General features: G+C 37.5%; 27 protein-coding genes. 5 read left to right on the top strand and 22 right to left on the bottom strand.

The genetic code is table 11. From position 1 onward, the window contains the following. Nucleotides 1–8: 8 nt before the first annotated feature. The 5 genes from C9J29_RS18670 to C9J29_RS18690 all read right to left on the bottom strand — a co-directional run bounded on the left by C9J29_RS18670 (nucleotide 9) and on the right by C9J29_RS18690 (nucleotide 3,886). Nucleotides 9–521, bottom strand: coding sequence for a phage tail protein (locus tag C9J29_RS18670; RefSeq protein ID WP_089986887.1), 513 nt, complete (start codon nucleotides 519–521; stop codon nucleotides 9–11). Nucleotides 522–541: 20 nt separating this feature from the next. After that, nucleotides 542–1,003 (bottom strand): GNAT family N-acetyltransferase, encoded by a 462-nt coding sequence (locus C9J29_RS18675; protein ID WP_107922597.1) that lies wholly within the window; start codon nucleotides 1,001–1,003, stop codon nucleotides 542–544. Nucleotides 1,004–1,023: 20 nt separating this feature from the next. Continuing rightward, a complete protein-coding gene (locus tag C9J29_RS18680) occupies nucleotides 1,024–1,419 on the bottom strand; it encodes a hypothetical protein (RefSeq protein WP_107922598.1) in 396 nt (131 codons plus the stop codon). A 1-nt stretch (nucleotide 1,420) separates the two neighbouring features. Then, complete coding sequence (locus tag C9J29_RS18685) at nucleotides 1,421–2,557, bottom strand: hypothetical protein (protein ID WP_107922599.1); 1,137 nt, start codon at nucleotides 2,555–2,557, stop codon at nucleotides 1,421–1,423. A gap of 282 nt (nucleotides 2,558–2,839) precedes the next feature. Continuing rightward, complete coding sequence (locus tag C9J29_RS18690; protein ID WP_090003009.1) at nucleotides 2,840–3,886, bottom strand: helix-turn-helix transcriptional regulator; 1,047 nt, start codon at nucleotides 3,884–3,886, stop codon at nucleotides 2,840–2,842. A gap of 97 nt (nucleotides 3,887–3,983) precedes the next feature. Between C9J29_RS18690 and C9J29_RS18695 the strand changes: the two genes are divergently transcribed. Both C9J29_RS18695 and C9J29_RS18700 read left to right on the top strand, forming a co-directional pair. Further along, nucleotides 3,984–4,685: a class I SAM-dependent methyltransferase gene (locus tag C9J29_RS18695; protein ID WP_089986882.1), complete on the top strand. Its 702-nt coding sequence runs from the start codon at nucleotides 3,984–3,986 to the stop codon at nucleotides 4,683–4,685. Next, complete coding sequence (locus C9J29_RS18700; protein WP_089986881.1) at nucleotides 4,682–5,746, top strand: saccharopine dehydrogenase family protein; 1,065 nt, start codon at nucleotides 4,682–4,684, stop codon at nucleotides 5,744–5,746. The genes C9J29_RS18695 and C9J29_RS18700 overlap by 4 nt, the downstream gene beginning before the upstream one ends. 81 nt (nucleotides 5,747–5,827) lie before the next feature. Here C9J29_RS18700 and C9J29_RS18705 read toward each other — a convergent pair whose 3' ends face one another. From C9J29_RS18705 to C9J29_RS18750, 10 genes are all read right to left on the bottom strand, one after another. Continuing rightward, a complete protein-coding gene (locus C9J29_RS18705; protein WP_089986880.1) occupies nucleotides 5,828–6,550 on the bottom strand; it encodes an amino acid ABC transporter ATP-binding protein in 723 nt (240 codons plus the stop codon). After that, nucleotides 6,543–7,202, bottom strand: a complete 660-nt coding sequence (locus C9J29_RS18710) for an amino acid ABC transporter permease (RefSeq protein WP_031418079.1) — start codon at nucleotides 7,200–7,202, stop codon at nucleotides 6,543–6,545. The genes C9J29_RS18705 and C9J29_RS18710 overlap by 8 nt, the downstream gene beginning before the upstream one ends. 216 nt (nucleotides 7,203–7,418) lie before the next feature. Further along, on the bottom strand, nucleotides 7,419–8,207 hold the full coding sequence (locus C9J29_RS18715) for a transporter substrate-binding domain-containing protein (protein ID WP_107922600.1): 789 nt from the start codon (nucleotides 8,205–8,207) through the stop codon (nucleotides 7,419–7,421). A 312-nt stretch (nucleotides 8,208–8,519) separates the two neighbouring features. Beyond that, nucleotides 8,520–8,879 carry a Na+/H+ antiporter subunit G gene (locus C9J29_RS18720; protein ID WP_089986878.1) on the bottom strand — a complete coding sequence of 120 codons (360 nt, stop codon included), beginning with the start codon at nucleotides 8,877–8,879 and terminating at the stop codon, nucleotides 8,520–8,522. Beyond that, entirely contained in the window at nucleotides 8,857–9,141 is a 285-nt protein-coding gene (locus C9J29_RS18725) for a Na(+)/H(+) antiporter subunit F1 (protein WP_025116881.1), read from the bottom strand. Before C9J29_RS18725 ends, C9J29_RS18720 begins: the two co-directional genes overlap by 23 nt. Continuing rightward, the gene (locus tag C9J29_RS18730; RefSeq protein ID WP_012292439.1) at nucleotides 9,141–9,623 is read right to left on the bottom strand and encodes a Na+/H+ antiporter subunit E; all 483 of its coding nucleotides are present in this window, start codon (nucleotides 9,621–9,623) and stop codon (nucleotides 9,141–9,143) included. Before C9J29_RS18730 ends, C9J29_RS18725 begins: the two co-directional genes overlap by 1 nt. Then, on the bottom strand, nucleotides 9,623–11,128 hold the full coding sequence (locus C9J29_RS18735) for a Na+/H+ antiporter subunit D (RefSeq protein WP_089986877.1): 1,506 nt from the start codon (nucleotides 11,126–11,128) through the stop codon (nucleotides 9,623–9,625). Before C9J29_RS18735 ends, C9J29_RS18730 begins: the two co-directional genes overlap by 1 nt. Continuing rightward, a complete protein-coding gene (locus C9J29_RS18740; protein ID WP_004233143.1) occupies nucleotides 11,121–11,459 on the bottom strand; it encodes a Na(+)/H(+) antiporter subunit C in 339 nt (112 codons plus the stop codon). Before C9J29_RS18740 ends, C9J29_RS18735 begins: the two co-directional genes overlap by 8 nt. 3 nt (nucleotides 11,460–11,462) lie before the next feature. Further along, the gene (locus C9J29_RS18745) at nucleotides 11,463–11,885 is read right to left on the bottom strand and encodes a Na(+)/H(+) antiporter subunit B (RefSeq protein WP_036122157.1); all 423 of its coding nucleotides are present in this window, start codon (nucleotides 11,883–11,885) and stop codon (nucleotides 11,463–11,465) included. Continuing rightward, on the bottom strand, nucleotides 11,875–14,286 hold the full coding sequence (locus C9J29_RS18750; protein WP_170844169.1) for a Na+/H+ antiporter subunit A: 2,412 nt from the start codon (nucleotides 14,284–14,286) through the stop codon (nucleotides 11,875–11,877). Before C9J29_RS18750 ends, C9J29_RS18745 begins: the two co-directional genes overlap by 11 nt. Nucleotides 14,287–14,848: 562 nt before the next feature. Between C9J29_RS18750 and C9J29_RS18755 the strand changes: the two genes are divergently transcribed. Further along, nucleotides 14,849–15,535 (top strand): adenine nucleotide alpha hydrolase family protein, encoded by a 687-nt coding sequence (locus C9J29_RS18755; RefSeq protein ID WP_089986875.1) that lies wholly within the window; start codon nucleotides 14,849–14,851, stop codon nucleotides 15,533–15,535. Nucleotides 15,536–15,739: 204 nt separating this feature from the next. On the opposite strand, the gene C9J29_RS18760 is transcribed toward C9J29_RS18755, so the two are convergent. Beyond that, the gene (locus C9J29_RS18760; protein ID WP_107922601.1) at nucleotides 15,740–16,945 is read right to left on the bottom strand and encodes an MFS transporter; all 1,206 of its coding nucleotides are present in this window, start codon (nucleotides 16,943–16,945) and stop codon (nucleotides 15,740–15,742) included. A 106-nt stretch (nucleotides 16,946–17,051) separates the two neighbouring features. Between C9J29_RS18760 and C9J29_RS18765 the strand changes: the two genes are divergently transcribed. Continuing rightward, on the top strand, nucleotides 17,052–17,771 hold the full coding sequence (locus C9J29_RS18765; protein WP_089986873.1) for a DUF421 domain-containing protein: 720 nt from the start codon (nucleotides 17,052–17,054) through the stop codon (nucleotides 17,769–17,771). Between the two features lie 19 nt (nucleotides 17,772–17,790). On the opposite strand, the gene C9J29_RS18770 is transcribed toward C9J29_RS18765, so the two are convergent. From C9J29_RS18770 to C9J29_RS18795, 6 genes are all read right to left on the bottom strand, one after another. Next, nucleotides 17,791–18,495, bottom strand: a complete 705-nt coding sequence (locus C9J29_RS18770) for a CBS domain-containing protein (RefSeq protein WP_089986872.1) — start codon at nucleotides 18,493–18,495, stop codon at nucleotides 17,791–17,793. Nucleotides 18,496–18,846: 351 nt separating this feature from the next. Next, entirely contained in the window at nucleotides 18,847–19,629 is a 783-nt protein-coding gene (locus C9J29_RS18775) for an ABC transporter permease (RefSeq protein ID WP_089986867.1), read from the bottom strand. Then, nucleotides 19,626–20,513, bottom strand: a complete 888-nt coding sequence (locus C9J29_RS18780; RefSeq protein WP_107922602.1) for an ABC transporter ATP-binding protein — start codon at nucleotides 20,511–20,513, stop codon at nucleotides 19,626–19,628. The genes C9J29_RS18775 and C9J29_RS18780 overlap by 4 nt, the downstream gene beginning before the upstream one ends. After that, a complete protein-coding gene (locus C9J29_RS18785) occupies nucleotides 20,510–20,713 on the bottom strand; it encodes a PLDc N-terminal domain-containing protein (RefSeq protein ID WP_081937092.1) in 204 nt (67 codons plus the stop codon). Before C9J29_RS18785 ends, C9J29_RS18780 begins: the two co-directional genes overlap by 4 nt. 211 nt (nucleotides 20,714–20,924) lie before the next feature. After that, on the bottom strand, nucleotides 20,925–21,356 hold the full coding sequence (locus C9J29_RS18790) for a protein-tyrosine phosphatase family protein (RefSeq protein ID WP_089986865.1): 432 nt from the start codon (nucleotides 21,354–21,356) through the stop codon (nucleotides 20,925–20,927). A 20-nt stretch (nucleotides 21,357–21,376) separates the two neighbouring features. Further along, nucleotides 21,377–22,324, bottom strand: coding sequence for a carbohydrate kinase family protein (locus C9J29_RS18795; protein ID WP_089986864.1), 948 nt, complete (start codon nucleotides 22,322–22,324; stop codon nucleotides 21,377–21,379). Nucleotides 22,325–22,469: 145 nt separating this feature from the next. On the opposite strand from C9J29_RS18795, the gene C9J29_RS18800 reads away from it, so the two are divergent. Continuing rightward, nucleotides 22,470–23,033 (top strand): GNAT family N-acetyltransferase, encoded by a 564-nt coding sequence (locus C9J29_RS18800; RefSeq protein ID WP_089986863.1) that lies wholly within the window; start codon nucleotides 22,470–22,472, stop codon nucleotides 23,031–23,033. Nucleotides 23,034–23,041 lie beyond the last annotated feature (8 nt).

Below are 23,041 nucleotides of genomic sequence, written 5' to 3' on the forward strand. Positions count from 1 at the left end.
TCCCCCTTTTAAGAAAAATCAGGGTAAAGACCCTGCGTGGCAATAATAAAATTAATGGCCATTGATGGCATCATATTCTCATGAGGTTGATTTCCACCCACAGACGCCACTAAATCTGTATTCATTCGCACAATATCACTAGCTATATTTGTTTGATAATTCTTTAAATCAGCTTTTCCCCATACATTATTAGCTGGCGAGCTTTCTGTTGTATCCGCTTTTTCTTTATTTGCTGAAACTATATGAGTATGGGCTGGTAAATTCGTTTCTGTTAGTGTTACTTTTTCCGTTCCGCCATTACTCGCGATAGGATATTGCGAGCTTAAATGAATGGGGATTCTTCCACGTAAGTCTGGTAAAGCAAAATTTGTTATTCCATCCCCACCATATTTATTTCCTATTAATGAATAAAGAGCCTGATACTGATTAATCAATAACAGTTGTCCATTACAAAGAGCCCAACCTATTGGAGCAAACTTACCACTAAACATACGAATTTCACCTAGATACGCCTCCGACATGCCAACACTCTCCTTTTCTTTTATTTCCATAGCATTTTCATATAAATCTCATCTTCTTGAATAACTTGAAATCCTAGTTTTTCATAAAGATCTCTTGCAGAATTAGTTTTAAGAACTTGTAATACGACTGCTTTGCGTTGTTCCCTCGCCTTTTTCTGAAGTTGAACAATAAGAAGTGTCCCAATGCCTCTCCCTTGGTAATTTGGCAATAAAGCTATATCTATAAGATGATGGTATTCAGGTTGCTCTTCCGTGAGAAACCTGCCAACGCCCTCAGCATCTACGACAATTTTCCAATGACTCGCTCTTGGAAATTGCTGATTGTAGGAAGCTTGCTGTGCACGCCATTGCATATCTAAAAAAAGTGTCTTTTGTTCAGCCGACCATCCCCATGAATCTATTTCTTCATTTCTTGTAGAGGCATAGATTTCATAGAGGAGTGCTTCATCCTCCTTTGCTATAGATTTAAGCTCTATTTTCATGATGTTTGTTCCACTTTCTTCTAAACATTCTTATTAGTCACAATGATAGATCTTACAAAGTTATGTCCTTTTTCAGACAAGTCTTCCCAACTATCTACGTGCAATTGATGGTCAGCTAAGCATTCAGATCGATTCTTACTTTTTTGAGGTACGTCCAGGAAAAGCGAGATGGTGCCATAGGATTTTTCGCCTGGCTGTACCTTATCACGCCACGAACAAGAGCATTCATAGCCATTTGGACCAGTGGATGCTTTTATGCCCAATGCTTGTAATGTTGTATTTGGTGGGATACTAATCGGCTCCTTGTCCTCCTCATCTTGGGTGTTCCAGATTCCCCATTCCAATTGTGACTGAAACACTTCAAGCTCACGGTCTGTTGCATTTGTAATCATTAATGAAAATGTCCAAGTCGCCATTTTAGTACGCTCCTCCTGTCGGTACTTTTTTCTCCGCGTTATTCATCACATCGTATACATGCGTACGGTGTAAGACTGCATAATCCCATTCAGATGCACCAATGAGTGTTGTGATATTATTATTGTCTGTTCGGTAAAGAAGAATCATTTTACTAAAAATCCATGGCACAACGTCCATATCCTTATCAGAGGGAGCTTCAAAAACCCTAGTCTTTGAATTTTTCTCTGTTTGATGTTGCTCTTTTGTCATAGCATTTAAAATATTGAATTTCGCCTTTAATTCTGCCTGTAGTTCCTGTGCTACGCTCGCTTTCACGACTTTTTCATCTGATACAGATGCCTTCTCAGTAAATTTAAGGGCAGTTTCAATCGTACAAACCTTTTCCTCCACCACCTTACTAGCAGTAGACAATCCATACTCATCTATGACTGTAATTTTTCCTTTTTTAGTAACAGTTTCAATTTTAGAAGCATCTCCTCTTAAGCAAGTTACCTCTACAGAAAAATACTGTTGTGCCTCTCGCTGCTTTAAATAAAGGCTATCAATTTCTAAATCATTGACCCCGTCCCATAATTTTTTAGAAATGTTGAAGAGAGGCGTTCGAAATAATGGCATTTTTTCAAAATGAACACCACTGGGAATGGATTGGTTTAAATCAATTTCTCGAACATCTTCAATTTCGTTTAATGTTTTGATTTTGTACCAGTCCGTAAATAAATTATTTCTTATTTCTTTTTGTTTCAATTTATCCATTTTATTAGAGATTCGTATATTTCGAACAAAGTTATGACCATCGTGTGGAATGTCTTTCCACTCTGTTACTTCAAAATATCCATTTGCTAGACATCTAGCTTCATTTGGGTCATTATAGGGAACATTTACATAAAGGCTCATTACCCCATATGGTGATTGTGTTGTATTATTTTTATCTTTCCAGGAGCAAGAAAATTCATAGCCATTTGGCCCAAAGGCTGATTTGGCTCCAACAGCTTGAACCGTTTCACCTGCCTTAATCGTTTGAGGTTTTTTATCCTCTTCACCATCTGTATTCCAATAACCCCAGTGTAACTGCGATTCTACTAACTCTAAATCTCGGTCTGTGTCATTTGTAACGTTTAAATAAAAAGTCCACGTCATCATTGCTTCCTCCTTTAACAGAATTTTCAGAATAATAAAAGCAAATGTATTCTATTTTCTGTTTCTTACTACCTAAAACTGGTGTCGAGTATTGTATTTTTCTCAGGACTCTCCTACTGGTTTTTATTATAGTACAACTCCCCTATTTTCTTCTACGAAATAATTCCATTTTTTAGGTTAATTTTTCTTAACCTTTGGACCTATAATTTTGTCAAGAAAGCAAAAAAATCTGCTCATGCTCCCTTTTATGAACATAAACAGATTTACGTAAGGCTTATTTATTCAATTAAAACGAGTAAAGAGCTTCCATACTAATTCATTCCGATCGGCAACATCTACCTTTTGAAAAATTAGCTTTAAATGATCTTGAACGGTATAACTAGAAATTCCGAGGTTTTGTGCAATAATTTTTGTCGGTATCCCCTTCATTACTTCAACTACTACTTCCTTTTCTCTAGGTGTAAGATGATAGGCTATCAGTAAATAGGGTAACATTTCTTTAGGAGATGCTTCATTTAATAGTATAGCTATTTGCTGCTGTGAATCTGCAGTCATGAGAACTGATGCTTGGACTGTTACATAACCCTTATTATTAATTGGCACTAATAACGAATATTGGCTGTTCAATTTGTTAGCCTGTAGCTTTGCACAAAATGCCTGAATTGGTTTGGGTATTTGCCAATCAAGCAAGCCTTCATTGTTTCTTAAAAGTGTTAACAATTGAGCCGCCTTTGTATTGGTGGAAATAATATGATGTTCTTCATCCAAAATAATGATTCCACTCTGTTCCTCTTCGATAAAGAGTCGCTCATCTATAATCGTATGGTAGAACCCCATTAATGCCTCAGCCATAACAGGCATGAGGATTTTCACTTGATTTACATCAGCATCTTGGAAATGGGGTTGTCCATTGTCTATCCTTTTAAACAGTGTTAAAAACCCATAGCATTGCCCATGAAACATCAATGCAGCTCGAATTTCATCACTAAATCCATGGGGCTCTAACACCTCTCGATAACGTTTACTCTGACTACTCACATCGCTAAGTTTACCGATGTATTTGCCACTTTCCACAAGATATACATAGCTATTTATATCTTGTGAGTCGTATTCCAAAGACATTATTTGCTGATGGATATCCTCTATTGATTGCTCTGTAACAGCTCCTATAGAAAAAAGGGTTTGAGTATCTGTCATCGTACAACAATATGCGTCAAAACTAATAAAATCACGCAATTCTTCTATCATCTTTTGTCGGTATTGAACTGAATTCTGATTATCTTTTAAGTGGACTTCTGACCTTCTTTTCCAATAATGAATATCTTGCACAAAGTTCCTCCCCCCAGAATTATGGGATAGCACATTTTCCATAAGTATTTATAATTGAGAATAATTCTTAATTAAATTGTACAACAAGGAGGTAAAAATGAAAAATCCACAACATGACTGGCACAATCCTAATGTCTCTAACTACCAAAATACTATTCGACAAAAAATTAGTGGTTATGACCTTATCTATGACATGATGACCGATATTCTTCAAAGTTATCCCACTGATAACATGCTAATAGTTGGAGCTGGTGGCGGTCAGGAACTCTTTTCACTAGGGCAAGCTTTCCCCTTCTCTCACTTTACAGCCATTGATACTTCTAAAATTATGCTACAGGCTGCCCGTAAACATATTGAGAAATTGGAATCCCCTCTTCATATTGACTGGTATGAAGAAGATTTACTTGCGTTAGTGTTTGACCATCAGTTTGAAGTGGCTTCCTGTCACTTAGTTTCACATTTTATTGAGGAACATGAACAAAAAAAAGCTCTACTACAAAAATTGTCGGATAGCTTACAGGATAGCGGAATTTTATTCATATCATCCATTAATGCAGACATGTCAGCTGTATCATTCCAACACCAACTCAAGTATTGGCGAAGCTCTATGCTGCAAAATGATTTATCTGAGGAACACTGGTTACGCTTTGAGCAATCCTTTGGCTCCTCTACCTATCCAATTACACTTGAATTGCTAACGGACCTATTACATGAAGTCGGATTTTCAACGGTAATTCCATATTTTAAATCACATATGGTCGACGCCTTATTAGCCATTAAAGAAGAGGTAAACAAATGACAAGAGATAATATATTAATCGTTGGCGGATATGGTGAAGTTGGTCGTAAAATTGCAAAAATACTACTCTCTAGTTACCCAAATAGAGTATGTATCGCCGGAAGGAATTTAGAAAAAGCCAGACAGTTTTGTGCACAGCATGATGGTCTCGGGGCACCTTTACAAATGGATGTATCTAGAACTGTACATCCACAGCAATTAGCCAATGTAGCCTTGGTCATTATGTGTTTGGAGCAACAAGATACTACATTTGCAGAGCTCTGCTTGAAAGAAGGAATTAAGTATATTGATATTACTGCTAGCCATACCTTCCTCAAACAACTAAAAAATCTTCATTCGACAGCTATAGAGTATCGTTCAACTGCCATATTCAGTGTCGGTATGGCTCCAGGGCTAACTAATATAATGGCCATGCATGCGACCAATCCATTAACCACTATGGAGAAGCTTCATATTTCTATTTTACTAGGAGCCGGAGATACGCATGGCACTGCAGCTATTCTTTGGATTTTGCAACAATTAAATATTCCGTATTCCCATTACGAAAATCAGATTATTACTAATTTCACTAGTAAGAGATCTGTGCAATTTAGGGATATTGGAAAACGTAGTGTGTACCAATTCAACTTTTCAGATCAGCACACATTAGCTCATCATTTTCCTAGTGTTCCCATTGTGACGAGATTAGGCTTTGATGTAGAATCACTTAATTGGTTTGTCGCCTTCTTACAAAAAAGTCGTATTGCCTATTTATTGAAATTTAAAGGAGTACAATCCATGCTTGCCTCCCTCGTTCAAAAAATAAAAATGGGTACAGATGTATGCTCCATACAAATTGAAGCTATTGGTAAGATACAACATAAAGAAGCGAATGTGACACTAGACTTTAAAGGTCGTGATGAATCACTTGTGACAGCAAAGGTTGCAGCTGCCATTGCTAGAGAACTTCTAGATAACAAATATCCAGCGGGGACTTATCATATTGAAGAATTATTTACATTCGAAGCATTACAAAACCAATTTGATGCATCTTCTTTCTCTCAACTAATTACATCACAATAGGGGCATAACCTTATATTTTGCGTTCTTAATAAAAAACGCAGTAAGTTCCCCTCTCAAAGAGAACTTACTGCGTTTAATTATTTATAAAACTTTTTCTAAGAAATCCTTTGCTCGCTGTGTTGAAGGCGCTGTAAAAAACTGCTCGGGAGGAGCATCCTCAATGAGCTTGCCACCATCTAAGAAGAGTATACGATCAGCAACTTCACGTGCAAAGCCCATTTCATGTGTCACAATTAACATTGTCATGCCGCTGTCCGCTAGGTTTTTCATAACAGCCAATACTTCTTTAACCATTTCTGGATCGAGTGCTGACGTTGGTTCATCAAATAATATAACCTTTGGATCCATCGCAAGCGCTCGGGCAATGGCAACACGTTGTTTTTGTCCACCAGAGAGACGGTTTGGATACTCTTGGCGCTTTTCAAAGAGCCCTACTTTCTTAAGTAACTCTTCTGCATTTTTTATCGCAACCGCTTTATCCATTCCCTTTACATTAATTGGAGCGTACGTTAAATTTTCTAACACTGTTTTATGTGGGAAAAGATGAAAATGCTGAAATACCATCCCAACTTCTTCCCGTATTTTCATAATATTCGTCCCTTTATCTGTAAGAACATCCCCAGCAATCGTTACCTTTCCACTCGTAGGGAGTTCTAATAAGTTTAGGCAACGAAGGAATGTTGATTTGCCAGATCCTGAAGGTCCGATAATAGCAATTACTTCTTTTTCTTTAACTTCGGTTGAAATACCTTTTAGTACTTCATTCTGACCATATGATTTGTGTAGATCTTCAATTTTAATCACTTTTTCTCATTCCCTTCTCGATTCGTTTACCAAGGAACGTTAAAACAAGTGTCATGAGGTAATAGATAATACCGGCAAATAGTAAAGGCTCAAGATATCGATATGTCGAACCACCTACGATATAAGCACGACGCATTATATCAAGGGCACTAATTACTGTGACAACTGCAGTTTCTTTATTTAGTGTAATAAATTCATTAACTAGAGAGGGCAAAATATTTTTTACTGCCTGCGGGATAATTATATCCTTCATCATCTTTGCATAAGGAATGCCAAGAGCTTGTGCCGCCTCCATTTGCCCTTTATCCACTGCATTAATACCTGCACGAATAATTTCCGAAATATATGCACCTGAATTTAAACCAAATGCAATAATGGCCGTTGGAATAGGCTCGATTTGAATATCTAATAATTGTGGTACTGCATAATAAATAATTAATAATTGTAATACTAGTGGTGTACCACGGAAAATTGACGTATAAAAGTCAGCAAACCAGCGTAAAACTTTTACCTTTCCAATTTTACATAAGGCTAGTAATATACCGACGATAAACCCAATGATGGATGCACCAATTGCAATTTGAAGTGTAACACCTATCCCTTTTAAAATATAAGGAATAGAGGGAACGATAGCTGTAAAATCCAAATTCACAGCGCTCCCTCCTTTCTTTTTCATCTTGATTCAGCAATTCTTTTTTGCACTGAAAGCGAAACAACAAATACAGAAGCTTCTGGCGGTTGTCACAGATATGAGAGTGGTTCTTTTCTAGCACACTCGACAAAATCTAGACGTAATCATGCCGAAGCATATTAGATTGAACTGAAAAGCATAAGCGATAGCCCAAATAAGAGCTATCGCATGCAAGTATTATTCAACTTTTTCTAACCATTTTTCTTCTAGCTCTTGGATTTTTCCTTCTTCAGCTAGTTCTTTTAATGCCTTGTTAATTTTTTCTTTTAAATCACTGCCTTTTGGCACAGCAATCGCTTTGAAATCCTCGGGCTGTTCTTCTACAGGGAAGGCTGCTAATTGATCATTTGTTTTTAAATAACCCTTCGCAACGCCACCCTCTAAAATGCCTGCGTCTAAGCGCTTAGACATCATATCTTGAATAATTTCAGGAATTCGTGTACGTCCTTCAACTGAAACATCCACTTTTTTAGCAATTTCATTACCTAAGTTTTCTTGAATAGAGGCTGTTTGCACACCGACTTTTTTACCAGCTAAATCAGCTTCCTTTTTAATACCGCTATCCTTTTTAACAATGATTACTTGCTCTGTTTCATTGTATTGATCAGAAAAATCTACTACCTTTTCACGCTCAGGGTTTGGTGTCATACCAGAAATGACTACATCAATTTTTCCTGCTTGTAACGCTGGTACAAGACTGTTGAAGTCCATATCTTGCGCTTGCATGTCCACACCTATTTTTTCCCCAACCAATTTAATTAAATCAATATCAAATCCAATAATTTCTTCACCTTTTGCAGCGTCAACATATTCAAATGGCGCATAGTCTGCTGAAGTACCAACTTTTAATACTTGTTTGTCTGTACTACCATCAGCATTATTATTTGCATTATCCTCTTTAGCGCCACAAGCTGCTAGTACGCCAATAGCTAGGACAAGAATTATCATGAAAAACTTATTCTTCATCTTTAAGCATCTCCTTTTATTTATAATGTATTGTGTATGAGAATACATTTCTCGAAAATAGTTGATTGGATATTTATTCATGTTTGAGAATAAAAAACTATCTGCTAATTAAGATATACTCTTTTGAAATAATAATCAAGATAAACTAGAAAATTTTTAACGAATTATTATATGCTAAATTTTCAGATAAGTCAATTTATTGTTTTCAAGTTCACTTTCCTTACTATTTTCCGAAAGCTTAATAATTATCCCTTCATTCTTTAACAAAATTTCCGCGGAAATAAAAAAGACCCCCATTTGGAGGTCTCTTGCTTATTTGTCTTCTGTAAATAATTTATCTTTTAATTGGTCCTCGCCAGAGCCTTCCGCTAATGGAACATGAGAACGATAAGCCGCTCGACAGATTAAATGTCCAGCAACTGGAGCTGTAACAAAGACGAATAGAATACCTAAAATTAATCGGACACTAACATAACCATCGTGCACCCAAAAGTATATAAATGCACCTAATAAGCAAGTTAAAACGGATAACGTGGAGCTTTTCGTAGCAGCATGTGATCGCGTATAAACATCTGGTAAACGAATCATGCCAAATGCGCTAATAACACTCACAATCGACCCGATTAGAATGAGGATGACTGCCGCCCATTCAATCATTTGATTTACGTTCAACAATCACACCTCTTTCAATATATTTTGTAAAAGCAATGGTCCCAATAAACGCTAAAATACCTAATATAAGAATGGCTTCTAAGTAAGCCTTTGTTTTTAATATAATCGAAACAATCGCAATAGCGGATAAAAGATTTACACCAATTGTATCGAGAGCAATGGCTCGGTCAGGCATAGATGGGCCTCGGATAACCCGATACAACGACAGCGCGATGGAAATACTAAAGAAGGCGAGAGCCAGAAGTAAAATATTCTCTATCATTAACGCGTCACCTCCATTATTGCTTGTTCAAACTTCCCAATAGAGCGAATAACAGCATCCTTAGACTGCTCAATGTCCATCGCATGAATATAAAAGACATCGCCCTCTTCAGAAACTTCCATGACGACAGAGCCAGGTGTTAATGTTAGCAATAATGCTAGCGCCGTAATTTCCCAATCACCCTTGAGTGCGGTTTTATACGTAAAAATACCTGGCGTAATGTTTAGCTTTGGTGTAGTAATTTGCTTTAATACGCTATAGCTTGATAAAAATAGCTCCCAATTAAATAGCCATAATAGCTTGATAATCGAAAAGACTCGTCGCAAGTAAAATTGGGTCCCATAAAACCGGTGCATCGCATATAATATGCCCATTCCTACGATAAACCCCATTAAAAACGTTGAAAATTGTGGTGTCACTTCATCTTGCAAAAGTAACCAAAGTGCTGCGATAAATAAATTCAAAATAAACTGCATCGCCATTATTTATTCACCTCACCTTGCCATTGTTCACCATCTAGAACAGCGTCTATATAGATAGATGGTGTATATAACGTTTCTGCTGCATCGGTGACAAAGGGAGCTAATTTCTCCGCTCCTATTCCTAAACTAATTGTACAAGCAGCCAATAAAGTTAACGGCAGTATTACACGTTTGGGTAAAGGCTTTTCATCCTCTAAACTAATAATGGTCTCTCCAAAAAAGGAGGAGAGAAATATCCGCAGTAATGAATACAAAACAATTAAACTAGAGAAAAACCCTAGACCTAATAGAACAAAATTGCCGCCCTCTATCGCACCTTGTCCAATTAAAACCTTCCCTAAAAAGCCGCTCAATGGCGGGATACCCGCTAATGAACACATGGCTACAAAGAATAGCCATCCAAAGAACGGATAGTTGCGAATAAGCCCACTCATTTTATCTATGACTGTTTCTCCAGTTACATAAATCATCATGCCGACAGCTAAAAATAACATAGCCTTTGCCACCATATCATGCATTAAATAATAGACAACGCCCTGTAAGGCAGACTCAGTACCAATCGCTAGACCAGCTACTATAAACCCAACACCAATCAATACATTATAAGAAGCGATTGTTCTAACATCACGCCCTGAAAGAGCACCGATACAGCCAGCTATAATTGTAATACCCGCCATAATGCCAAGTGCCATATGCGTGACTTCGGTATTATTTGGGAAAAGCAATGTAAAGGTTCTTACGAGTGCATAAATCCCAACCTTTGTTAATAGTGCTGCGAATAAAGCGGCAATGGCAGTGGGAGGTACACTATAAGAGCCAGGCAGCCAGAAGAATAATAGCAGTCCCGCCTTTAAGCTAAAGACAATTAAGAAAATGAGTGCCACTGTTGTAATAAGTGGATTAGCACCGGCTTCCATCACACGCATAGAAATATGGGCCATATTTAATGTACCGACTGTTCCATAAAGAAAAGCCAATGCCACCAAGAAAATCCAAGACGCTACAATATTAATCAGCACATATTTTAATGCTTCACGGAGTTGAACCTTTTCCCCACCTATACTAATAAGTGCATATGAAGCCAGCAACATCACCTCAAAACATACAAATAAGTTAAAGATATCTCCTGTCAAAAATGAACCATTAACACCAGCTACCATTAGTAAGGTAAATGGATAAAAATACATTTTTTCATACCTTAACTCCATTGTGAATATTGCATAGAGCATACAAATAACTGCTACAATATTTGCTATTAACACGAGTAGCGTTGCGAAGGAATCTGCCACAAATGAGATACCAAAAGGAGGTGCCCAACCACTAAAGTCAATGCGCAATATCCCTTGTTCTTGAATTTCTACTAATAAAATCACGCTAATAATAACGATAAAGCTTAATGTCAGTAAACTAATAATCCGTTGTAAAAAGACATGCTCTTTTAAAAACACCAGTAAAATAGCTGTAATTACCGGTACTATTAATGGTAAAACAATCATATTACTCATCCGGCGTACCCCTCAATTCATCAAAATTCCCTGAACCATTTGTTTTGTACGCTCGATAGCCTAAAACGAGAACAAACGCAGTCACAGCAAAACTAATAACAATAGCTGTTAGAATTAGGGCTTGCGGCAATGCATCTGTATAAGGACCCTCTGATTCGCCTAATAATGGTACATCCCCTTTTTTAAGACCTCCCATTGTTAGAATTAGTAAGTGGGCAGCATGTGATAAAACAGCAGTGCCTAAAATAACACGTAATAACTGTTTAGAGAGGATTAAGTACGTCGCAACAGCTACTAATATACCTACTAAAACAAGTATTAAAGATTCCATCGGCTACTCATCCTCACTTATGCTTAAAATAATTGTCACGACAACACCCACCACCGTCAAAGCTACTCCTGCTTCAAAAATGGTTACGGTTGAAAAACCCATTTTCCCGAAAATCGGGACATTTATATACGTATAAGCCTGTGTTAAAAATGGTACATCGAAAAACAAAGAACCAATTGCCGTACCTGTTGCCAGCAATACACCAAGAGCCGCAACCTTTTTAAAGTCAAACGGCATTCCCTTATGCACAGTCTCTATATCGTAAGCAAGATACAATAATACAATGCCAGAAGCTAACACGAGGCCACCAATAAAGCCACCACCTGGAGCGTGGTGTCCCGCAAAGAACAAATACACGCCAAGTGTTAAAATAATGAAGACGACTGCCTTAGTGACTGTCCGTAATATCACATCATTAATTTTCATGATCTGCTTCCTCCTTCCGAGGCTTAAGCTTTGTTAGTGTATAAACCCCTAAGCCAGCAATCAGAAGCACTACAACCTCAAGCATTGTATCAAAGGCACGAAAATCCCCTAGAATTGTATTAACTATGTTGGAACCACCCGCTAGCTCATAGGCATCATTAAAATAAGTGGATACTGGCTCAAATTGCTCGTAGTGCACTACAGCTAGACCAACCATTGTGACTGTTGCACCGACAAAAATAGAGATCATCGCTTTAGACCATTGCACCCTTTTGCGAGGTGCCTCAGGCATTAAGTCTGGTAAATACTTAAAGCATAAAAGGAATAATGCAGTTGTTACTGACTCTACAACTAATTGTGTTAACGCTAAATCTGGTGCGCGGAAAATGACAAAGAAGAAGGCAATTGAATAGCCTAATACGCCATTTAATAGCATGGCTGTAACGCGACCCTTTGCAAAAATCATCCAAACTGCAGCGAATACCATAACAAATACAAGAATTAATTCGTATGACTCAATCGTGGAGTCCATATCAAAATTAAAGGTCATTGCGTCTGAATAAATAAAATAACCAGCGATTAGTGCCACGAAAAATACATATATATAGACAAAATAATGGGTTAAATTACCTGTCATATATTTGCGAGTAAGCTTCTCTGAACCACTTTCACTTATTTCTATCATTCGATTATAGTAATTATTAAACGTATATTTTTGTGAAAAAATGCGATACATCGGCTTCCAGCTTTTCAATGTTTTGAATAAGATGATCCCGAGTACAATGACTCCTAACGTCATGAACAATTCCGCATTAATTCCATGCCAAGCAGAAATATGTGGTGTTAATTCATTGGCTGTTGGGAATGTAGGATAAATACTTGCCATGGCTGGCTCTAAAATATAATGACCTAACACGTTCGGGAAGAAAAAGATACCGACTACTAACAGACATAAAATAATGGGTGATATTAGCATGCCCAATGGAGCTTCATGTGGTTTTCTATCTATTTTCTCAGGCTGTAGTTTACCCAAAAATGTTCGACTAATTAAAATTAAACTGTAGACAAAGGTAAAGATACTGGCTACCCATGCTACTAATGGGAAAAATAACCCTACATCAGCAATGGAAAAGGCCTCTACATCCCGAATAGCCAAGACCGCTGCAAAAAACATTTCTTTACTCAAGAAACCATTAAATGGTGGTAATCCTGCCATAGAAAAGCTACCAATGACTGCGATTGTAAATGTAATAGGCATTAAGGACATTAAGCCACCTAAACGGCGAATATCCCGAGTTCCCACTTCATGGTCGACAATCCCAACCATCATGAATAAGGCTCCTTTAAATGTGGAGTGGTTGATGAGATGAAAAAGAGCAGCAAAACTTGCTTGTGTATATATAATAGAGTCTTTAGTGTAGCCATAGTAATGACCCACAGACCCTAGACCAAATAGACTCATAATTAAGCCTAGCTGACTTATCGTTGAAAAGGCTAAAAGCGCCTTTAAATCCGTTTGGCGAACTGCATTAAATGATCCCCAGAAAAGTGTAACAAGACCAATAACACTTACGAGCCAGAACCAAATCGCTTCTCCGCCAAAAACTGGTGAAAAGCGGGCAACTAAATAAATCCCTGCCTTTACCATTGTGGCTGAGTGTAAGTATGCACTAACAGGTGTTGGTGCTTCCATGGCGTCCGGTAGCCAAATATGAAATGGAAATTGTGCAGATTTTGTAAAAGCCCCTAGTAAAATTAAGATTAATGCTGGAGTAAATAGGGCATGATCACGGATAACCTCTACATGAGCTACAATTTCACGAATACTAAATGTATCAGCAGCTACATATAGCATCAGGAAACCAGCTAACATAGAGAGACCGCCAAAGACTGTAATCATCATTGCTTTTTTAGCACCTGCACGTGATGCCTTTCTATGATGCCAAAATGCAATTAATAGGAATGATGACACACTCGTTAATTCCCAAAATGTGTATAATACCATTAGGTTATCTGAAAAGACAACGCCAAGCATAGCGCCCATGAATAGTAATAAATAGCAGTAAAAATGGTGAAGAGATTCTTTCGTTGACAAATAAAAAATAGAATATAAAATGACTAAACTACCTACACCTGTAATCAGTAAGCCAAAAATCATACTGAGCCCATCTAGGTAAGTTGTAATATTTATATTAAAAGAGGGAATCCACTCATATGTATGGATAAATGTTTTACCTCCGGCAATTTGAGGAATATAGCGCGCAAGTAAAAGAAACAAGATGAATGGAACAGAAAAAACAAACCAGCCAAGATGTGTTACACGCCTTAGTCGCCTATACAGCAATGGGATAAGTGCAGCACAGACAAATGGCAAAAGTATCGCGATAAGAACTGTAACCAAATGAAAACCTCCTACTATCAAAATCATCAAGCAAATTTTTGTGGTGATTGGAATGGTAAGTGCTAAAACTATAGCAATTTGTTTAAGCTAAGTAACATATCAGATATATTCTTGAAATTTTGCAAATGGAAAGTGATGGGGTGTTAAAGTGTCTTGTCATTCATTGAAAATGGTATGTTTAGTTATTTAGTCACCTCTAACCCGATGCAAGCCTAAATAACTTGTGGAAAATCAGATAATTTATACAGTTACAACTCAATTATATCAGCATTATAAAGACACTTGACTATCTATTTAACACACTGCATAATAGTGTGGCATATGAAATCAATTAAGCTTAGATGCACGCAATGCATAAATTAAATAACTTTAAATCATTGATATAAGCTTATTGCTTCAAGGGTTTTCCAATATATTTCGTTAACTTTTATACATTTTTAAGTATACAATATAAATGAGCATAATGCACTGTAACAGCATCGATTTTAGCTGTTTTAGGATAATTTTTCGAAATCAACAGTGAAATTAACAAAATACCAACAGATAAGAGGTGTACATTTTTATGAGGCATGTAAAAGGGCGTTTAGACGAAAGTATATTAGTTTGTGTTTACTATGGCTTAAATGGTGAACGTTTGATACGTAGAGGGCACAAAATGGCAACAATGCTAGATTGCCCACTCTATATTCTTTCAGTTGATTCGCAACCCCTTGATGCATTTGACGCTGAAAAATCTAGTTATATTGAGCAATGGAAAAAGTTATCAGACGAACTTGAGGTCGAGAAATTCATTTTGCAAGATAATGAAAAACGCCCCATTCAGAAAGTCATTGCAGAAGTGGCGAAAAACTATGGCATTTCACAAATTATTGTAGGACAAAGCGCACAAAGTCGCTGGGAGGAGATTACTAAAGGTTCGTTCCTTAACGTACTGTTAAAAGAAGTTCCTTTTGTAGATTTTCATATTGTAGCTGTTCAACGTCCTACTGATGATGATGCTAACGAGACATACGAAAAAGGTGTTCGTGCTTACTTAATTAAAGAACAGGAGAACTTTAAAGTAGCATTTACATGTCCGAAATATGTATCCATCGAAGGTATCTTCTTCAAGGAAATCGGCACGGATTTTGACAACGGTGTCTTTAAATTTACTTACAACGATAAGATGCATGAGGTTCATATTTCAGAGGGCTATGTGATCGATCAAGAAAAGCTTCCTGCAGAATTTTTATCCCCATTAAGACAATAAAAAACGCGCTCTCTTTTTTAAAGGAGCGTTCAGGCTGTAGATAAAAGTCATCGGGAAGTACCTCTCGATGGCTTTTGTCACTTCATTTTAACTCTCTGGACTGATAGCAACTGCACTCCGACCGTAATTGAAAACTTTATTTCATTGTAAAAAAAATGTAGGCAAACCCATTCCGAGTTTGCCTACAGTCCTGATGCGTTTTTTCTAAGCCGCCGAAGTTGCCGGTTTATCCTTCGGTAGGAAAAAGGCAATTAGCAATAATAACGGCAATAAAGAAACGACCATCATTGTAAAATCAATACCTTTATGGTCAATTAAAACACCAATAACCATTGCTCCAATGGCCCCCATACCAAAAGCAAAGCCAGTTGTTAAGCCGGCCATTGTACCAATTTTAGAAGGAACTAGCTCTTGCGCGTATACCACGGTTACAGAGAAGCTAATCATAATCAATGTACCAATGATCACTAAAAATATCATAGCCGCCCATAGCGGTACATAAGGCAATGCTAGGCAAAATGGCATTGGTACTACAACGGAAAGAATAATAACATTTTTTCTTCCAATTCGGTCTGACAGAGAGCCTCCGAAAAATGTTCCCACTACCCCAAACGCCATGAATAGGAAAATAAGGATTTGTCCTAGACGGAGATTCACATCATAATGATCCATTAAATAAAATACATAAAAGCTAGTTATATTGGTTGTATAAAATGATCGTGCAAAAATGATGGTAAATAGTAAGGTTAAAGCTACGCCTACCTGCTTCTTTGTTAATGGTGGCAATGTCGAAATCAACACACGTTTTTTCTTCGCTGTGCGCTCCTGCTCTAATTGCTTTTTATACCATTTTGCAATCTTAGTTAAAAGAATAATACCAAAAGTTGCCGCTACTAAAACAATTGCTGCACCACGCTGGCCGAAAATATCAAAAATATAGGCACTAATTAATGGGGCAAGCGCTTGTCCTGAATTCCCCCCAACTTGATAAATCGATTGAGCAAGCCCTCTTTTAGAGCCTGCTGCCATAAAGGATACTCTAGAACCCTCAGGGTGAAATATTGCTGAACCGAAGCCTAAAAATAATACCGCAATAAGAATAATCCAATATTGAGTAGTAAAAGCAATAATTGTTATAGCAATAAAAGAACTTATCATACCTATTGGTAATGCATAGGGCATTGGCTTTTTATCACTGACAAACCCAACAATAGGCTGTAATGCAGACGCAACTATATTTAAGACAAATGATATGAGACCAATTTGTGTGAAGGTCAATCCTAGCTCACTTTTGAAGATTGGAAACATAGCTGGAATAACAGCTTGCATCGTATCATTGATAAGATGAGCAACACCTATTAAAATCATAATGGGGTAGGTTGGATTTGCGACGTTTATTTGATTATTCATGCTGCCACCTCACTCTATTTAGTTTTTGTTATTGACGATTGTCGCATACTATTAACCATTTTGCACAAGCTATGTTTCGACAGCTGTAAAAGGAGTTGATGTATGCATGGAAAGCTTTATTCATGCTAACTTTTGGGAAATGATTCTTCGAACAACACTTTCATTCTTCATCTTACTTATTTTGGCGCGTATTCTTGGAAAGAAACAATTGGGCCAACTAACATTTTTCCATTATATTACTGGTATTACATTTGGATCAATTGCTTCAGAAATCGCCTCACAGGAGGAAACACCCTTTTTAGATGGCGTAATATCCCTTGTCTGGTGGAGTGCCTTAACCTACTTAATGACGATTATTACGATTAAATCAAAAAAAGCTCGCGTACTTATTGATGACAAACCTACGATTGTCGTACAAAATGGTCTTATTTTAGAATCTGCCTTAAGAAAAAATCGTTTGCATATGGACGAGCTGACAATGATGCTGCGTGAGCAAGCCATCTTTTCTGTACAGGATATTCAATATGCGTTACTTGAAACAAACGGAAAACTAAGTGTCCTGCAAAAAACCTCCGAGCAAGTTGCCACAAAGCAGGATGTTAAAGCTGATGTTTCCCCACCTACTTATTTGCCTACAGAGGTTGTGTCAGATGGGCAACTTATCAAAGAAAATATTGTTGAGCTCGAATTAACAGAGGACTGGGTAATGAAGAAGCTTAAAAAACAAAATGTGCATTCCGTTGAAGATGTCTTTTTTGCACAGGTTCAAACAAATGGGTCCTTATACATTAGCCTAAAAGATAAAGCGAGACATTCAAGCCCGTAAATGTTTGTCTCGTTTTTTTTTAATCAATTTTTACAATATCTAACGGTGTAATGATTCCTATTAATTTTTGGTGTGGTTTGCCATGTTCTGTTATTAGTAATGCCTCAAAACGCCTACCTCTTTCCACTCCCTGTTTAAAAATTTCTTCTGCTTCATATATCGTTATGTATCTGCTCACAAACTTGTAATTCACCCTATTTTTCTCATGCATTAAAATATCATGCAACGTAGGAATTCCTTTAGGTAAATGGTCGCCACCCATTTTAGAGGCAAGCCAATTGGTGATTCCTACAGTTGTAATTAGCCCTCTAAATTGTTTATTAAAATAGACGGGGAACTGCGTATATTTTCGCTGGTGAATAACCTTTAACACATGCTTGAGGGAATCATTCTCTTGAAAAACAAGTACTCTCTTTCGGAACATTTGACCGACAAGCATAGGCTTAGCGAGCGTAGCATCTATGTATTCAATTCTTTCGACTACATCGGTATGTGGTTCAGCAATTACATAGTTAATAGAAGTACGATGATGGACAATTGCATTTCGCAGATCGGCGTATGACCGTAAATCATCTTCGTATTTTTTCACCAATACCTCTTTTTTCTTCGCTTGATCAACGAGCCGATAAAAGGGCGTAAAATCCTTAATGCCTACAATATCTCGTAATCTATGGTCTATTCGATTAAATGCTGTCAGGAAACGATCGGAATTTTCAGTCTCCACCTTTACGTACCCTCTTTCTCTAGTAACTTTATGTATTTTCCGAGTTATTTGACAAATTTCGAGTTACACCACCATTATATTCCTAAGTAATGGATATTCCAAGAATGTAATTTTTGCTGTCATTTATTTATATATCCACTTGAAAGTTACGCTACGTCATTTTGTATAAGGACACTAACATGGAAGGGGTATGGTTATTTTGCTGACGACTCAAAGAATACCCAAACAAACTGGCTTTCTGTGCTCAACCCTTTCGTGGATCATGTTCTTTGTTTGGCTTATCAATGGCGGTATGCTTTAAAACAAAAGGACGGAAAAGTCTAAACGTATCAGATTTTCCGTCCTATATTTTTAAATTTTCGTCATAGCCGCATTTCTTTTCATCATTGTAATTCCAATGCAAATACAAAGAATTATAAGTCCTATTGTCATAATTAAACTCCACCAGTAATCAGACATCTCCATTGTTCCACGAACTAGTAAAGGTCCATAGCTTGCTAGCTTCCAAGGGGATATAGTCCAGAATAGTCCTACTACCATATCGACTATTTGCCCAATAAAGATAACCGTAAAGGCACATGTAGTAGCTATAATTGTTTTAAAACTAGCACTCATCATTAATGTCACAGCAATTACAAATATTAGCCAAACATAATACGTACAAAAGCTGGCAAGCAGTGGTCCAATTTCTAAAGTTCCGTATAGAATACTAGTGTAATACACGCTTGCTGCAAAGCCTGCTAAAATACTCACAAAACAAACTGCACTCATTACAATAAATTTACTCATAAAGTAGGCTCCAAAAGATATAGGTCTTACATATAATAAGGTAGCCGTACCACTCGCACGTTCTTTACTTATAATACCCACAAAAGAAGCCATTATCACCAATAACCCTATCGTTTGAAACTGCCCTATAGAAGCCTGTAATAGGTCAACGGGCATTAATTCAGGCATCAACATTTCAAAGCCTTCTGGCACATTTCCAACAGCATTTAAAATATCCATTATATAATAATTTATCAGGGGATCATTCATTCCGAGCAGGGCAAACACAAGAGGTATCCACAAAAATTTCCAGCTTCGCCACGCCTCTCTAAATTCCTTTTGTAGAAGTACATTGAATCCTCTCATGCTTTTTTCGCCACCTTCATGAAAATTTCCTCCAACGATGCTGTTTGTCGTTCTACTTTTCTTATTGTATAAGGACAATTACTTAAACGATGAAGCAGCTCCTTCATCGTTGGCTCCTCATTCAATATCTCGATATATACATAACAGCCTACTACAACATGATCTGTCGAGCTTGCAAAAAGCTTTGCCTCTTCCTCACTAGAAAACTCAACTATATAATTTTGCTCATCAAAACGTTGGCGTACCTCTCGTAATGTTCCTTGCTCTACTAGTTTTCCATTTTGTAAGAATAATAGCTGATCCGTCATTTCTTCCGCATCGTTTAAAATATGAGTTGAATATAAAATGGTTGTCTCTTGTTGTAAACCTTTTAATAAATCAAGAACCTCTCTACGGCCAACAGGGTCTAGTGCTGAAACAGGTTCGTCTAATAACAGTAATTTTGGCTTATGCACAATTGCCTGGGAAATACCAAGGCGTTGCCTCATCCCACCAGAAAAAGTAGCTATTTTTTTATGTTGAACATTTCCTAACCCTACAAACTCTAATGTTTTTTGCGCTTCTAATTTAGCATTTTTTGCTGATACACCATTTAGCCGCGCAGCCATCTCAGTAAATTCTAACGCGCTTAGCCAAGGATGGAACTGTGGATATTGGGGTAAAAACCCTATATTTTCACGTAAATCCCCTTTTAGCATTTCTACACTTCCGGCAGTCGGCGTTAAGAGCCCTATTAACATGGACAATGTTGTTGTCTTACCCGCGCCATTTGGCCCTATTAACGCCGTTGAAGTCTTTTCCTCTAGAATAAATTGAACATTATCTACAACATTGTGCTCTGCAAATCGTTTGGTCAAACCAGTTACTTGAAGTAATGTTGTCATGACTGCTTTCTCCCAACTATAAAGTACGCAATTGACCCTATTATATTTGTAAATAAAATAATAAATACCCATAAAATTTTTGGCCCATTCGTTGCATGTGTTTTACGCAAATCAATAAGTGCTACGATCATTAATATTAATTGAACGACGATGAGCGGTGCTATCACTGCCCATGGAACTTTTGCTAATTCCTCCATCATACAGATCACCCCATTAGTTGTTATACATTAAATATAACAATTTTGTTCTAACATGTATAGAACAAAATTTTGTTTTTTCTTCCAAATATTCTGTGCCATTTCCATAGGATAAGATGTCATGTTTTAGATAGTCCCCTGTTTCATCTTCTATACGCCCTGCTTCATTTATAAAAACAAAAAAAGATGTACCTTTATCAGCACATCTTTTCCTTTATTTATAAAGTTGTTGTAGAGCGTCTTCCATTTTAGGTCGAATCGTTACTTGTGGACGGGCCTTTTTTACCGCTGCCTCCGCTTCCTCTAGAGAATGAGCCAGCCCTAGCTCTATTAACACCGCAGTAGCTGCTACACCAGCACGACCACCGCCACTCCCACAGTGAACATATACCTTCTGTCCTACCTCATAGGACGAAGCAATTTCCTTAGCTACATGCTGAATAGATGATGCTACCGCAATATCTTCATCTGCAATTGGCATATGCTTATACGAATAAGAAACAGCCTCTTGCTCTTCTGAAGTAAGTCCCTGCACACGAACATCTATTACAACATCTACAGCTTCTTGCTCAAAAGCCGCCTCCGCATCTTTTGCGCCGCCAAAGAATATTTGATCCTTAACTAAAACATCATAGTTTTTTTCCATATTGGTCACACTCCATAGGATTATTTCAGTAAATGCTTAATATCCTCGTAATATGGTAAAGCCGTTAAAGCTCCTGCTTTTGTTGCTGCAAATGCTCCTAATTTATTGCCAAAGCTTGTACAGCGAACAAGCTCTTCTTTTGTTGTAGGCAAGCCATTGTAATGAACATCGCGTAATACCCCTGCCATAAATGCATCCCCTGCACCAGTAGTATCTACAGGTATTACCTTTTCAGTTGGTACATGGATGACCTCTCCATTCAACACAGCATAAGTGCCATTTTCTCCTACTGTTACTAAAATAATAGGCACTAAATAGCTACTTAGTTGTTCAATTCCTTCTTCTAAACTAGTCGTTTCCGTCAGGAAGAATAACTCATCATCTGTTACCTTTAAAATATCTACATCCTCAAAAAAGGACGTAATCGTTTCTCGACAAATTTCTTCACTACTCCAGCGTAATGGACGAATATTTGCATCCATCGCAATGATCGCACCTTTGTCCTTCGCCATTTCTACGGCAGCTTGAGTTGTAGCTAGAGCTGTCGGATGGAACATGGTCCCTGAACATACCGTTAAAGCAGAGGCATGTTTAAATGCTGCTTCATTTAACTGTAGTGGCTCCACTTGTAAATCAGGTGTTTCATCCACATAATCTTTAAAAATTCGTTCACAGGCTTCTGTCAGATGCACATAAACACCACTTACTCGTTTAGCTGGGTCGAATATGGCATAGTCAAGCTTGACACCTTCCTCTACAAGCCCATCACGCACAAACTGAGAACCCTCATCATCCCCTGTAATTGTAATTAGGGCAGATGGTGCGCCAATTCGGCTAATACCTGCTGCAACATTTACTGTTGCACCACCCATATATTTTGTAAATGATGTGTTTGTTACATCATCAGCAATATAGTCAATAAATGCATCTCCATAGACTAAAATAAAATCCTTATCTTGCTTCGTCATGATTGTCCTCCTGAAAGTCTAGTCATTATAGATTAACACGAAAATTGTCATTCTATAAAGGTTTAACTTTTGAGAGCATGCCTGAAAATTTGTGTCATCCACTAACTTTGTTATACTTGCCTATAGAAAGGTAGGGATTTTCAAGATGAGTATTACAATTCGACAAGCTCAACCACAAGATGCACATGCCGTTGTGCCTTTAATTATTGATGCGATTGGTGAGATTGCCAATCGTTTAACTGGCGAGCAATCGTCCGAGGCTGTTCGTCAAGAACTGACAACCCTTTTTCAGCGTGACGACAATCGACATTCTTATTTAAATACCTATGTCGCTACGGAGGATGAGCAAATAGTAGGAATTCTCGTTTATTATTATGGCGCACATGCCATTGCTATGGATGCTAACCTTGTAAAATGGTTAGAGGCTAAAAATGCTCCATCAATCATCATCGATCATGAGGCCCACGAAGATGAGGCTTATATCGATACAGTTTGTGTAACACCAGAAGCACGCGGTAAAGGAATTGGTACATTACTTTTACAATATGCCGAAGAACTGACAAAGCAGCATGGCTATACAAAGTTATCCTTAAATGTAGAAACTCAAAAAGAAGATGCTCGTCGTCTTTATGAACGTTTAGGCTTTGTTATTACTGAGCCTTGGTCCATAATCGATGAACCATTTCATCATATGGTGAAACAATTTTAGGAAGTGAA

It is taken from the genome of Lysinibacillus fusiformis, assembly GCF_003049525.1.
Taxonomy (GTDB): Bacteria; Bacillota; Bacilli; order Bacillales_A; family Planococcaceae; genus Lysinibacillus; species Lysinibacillus fusiformis.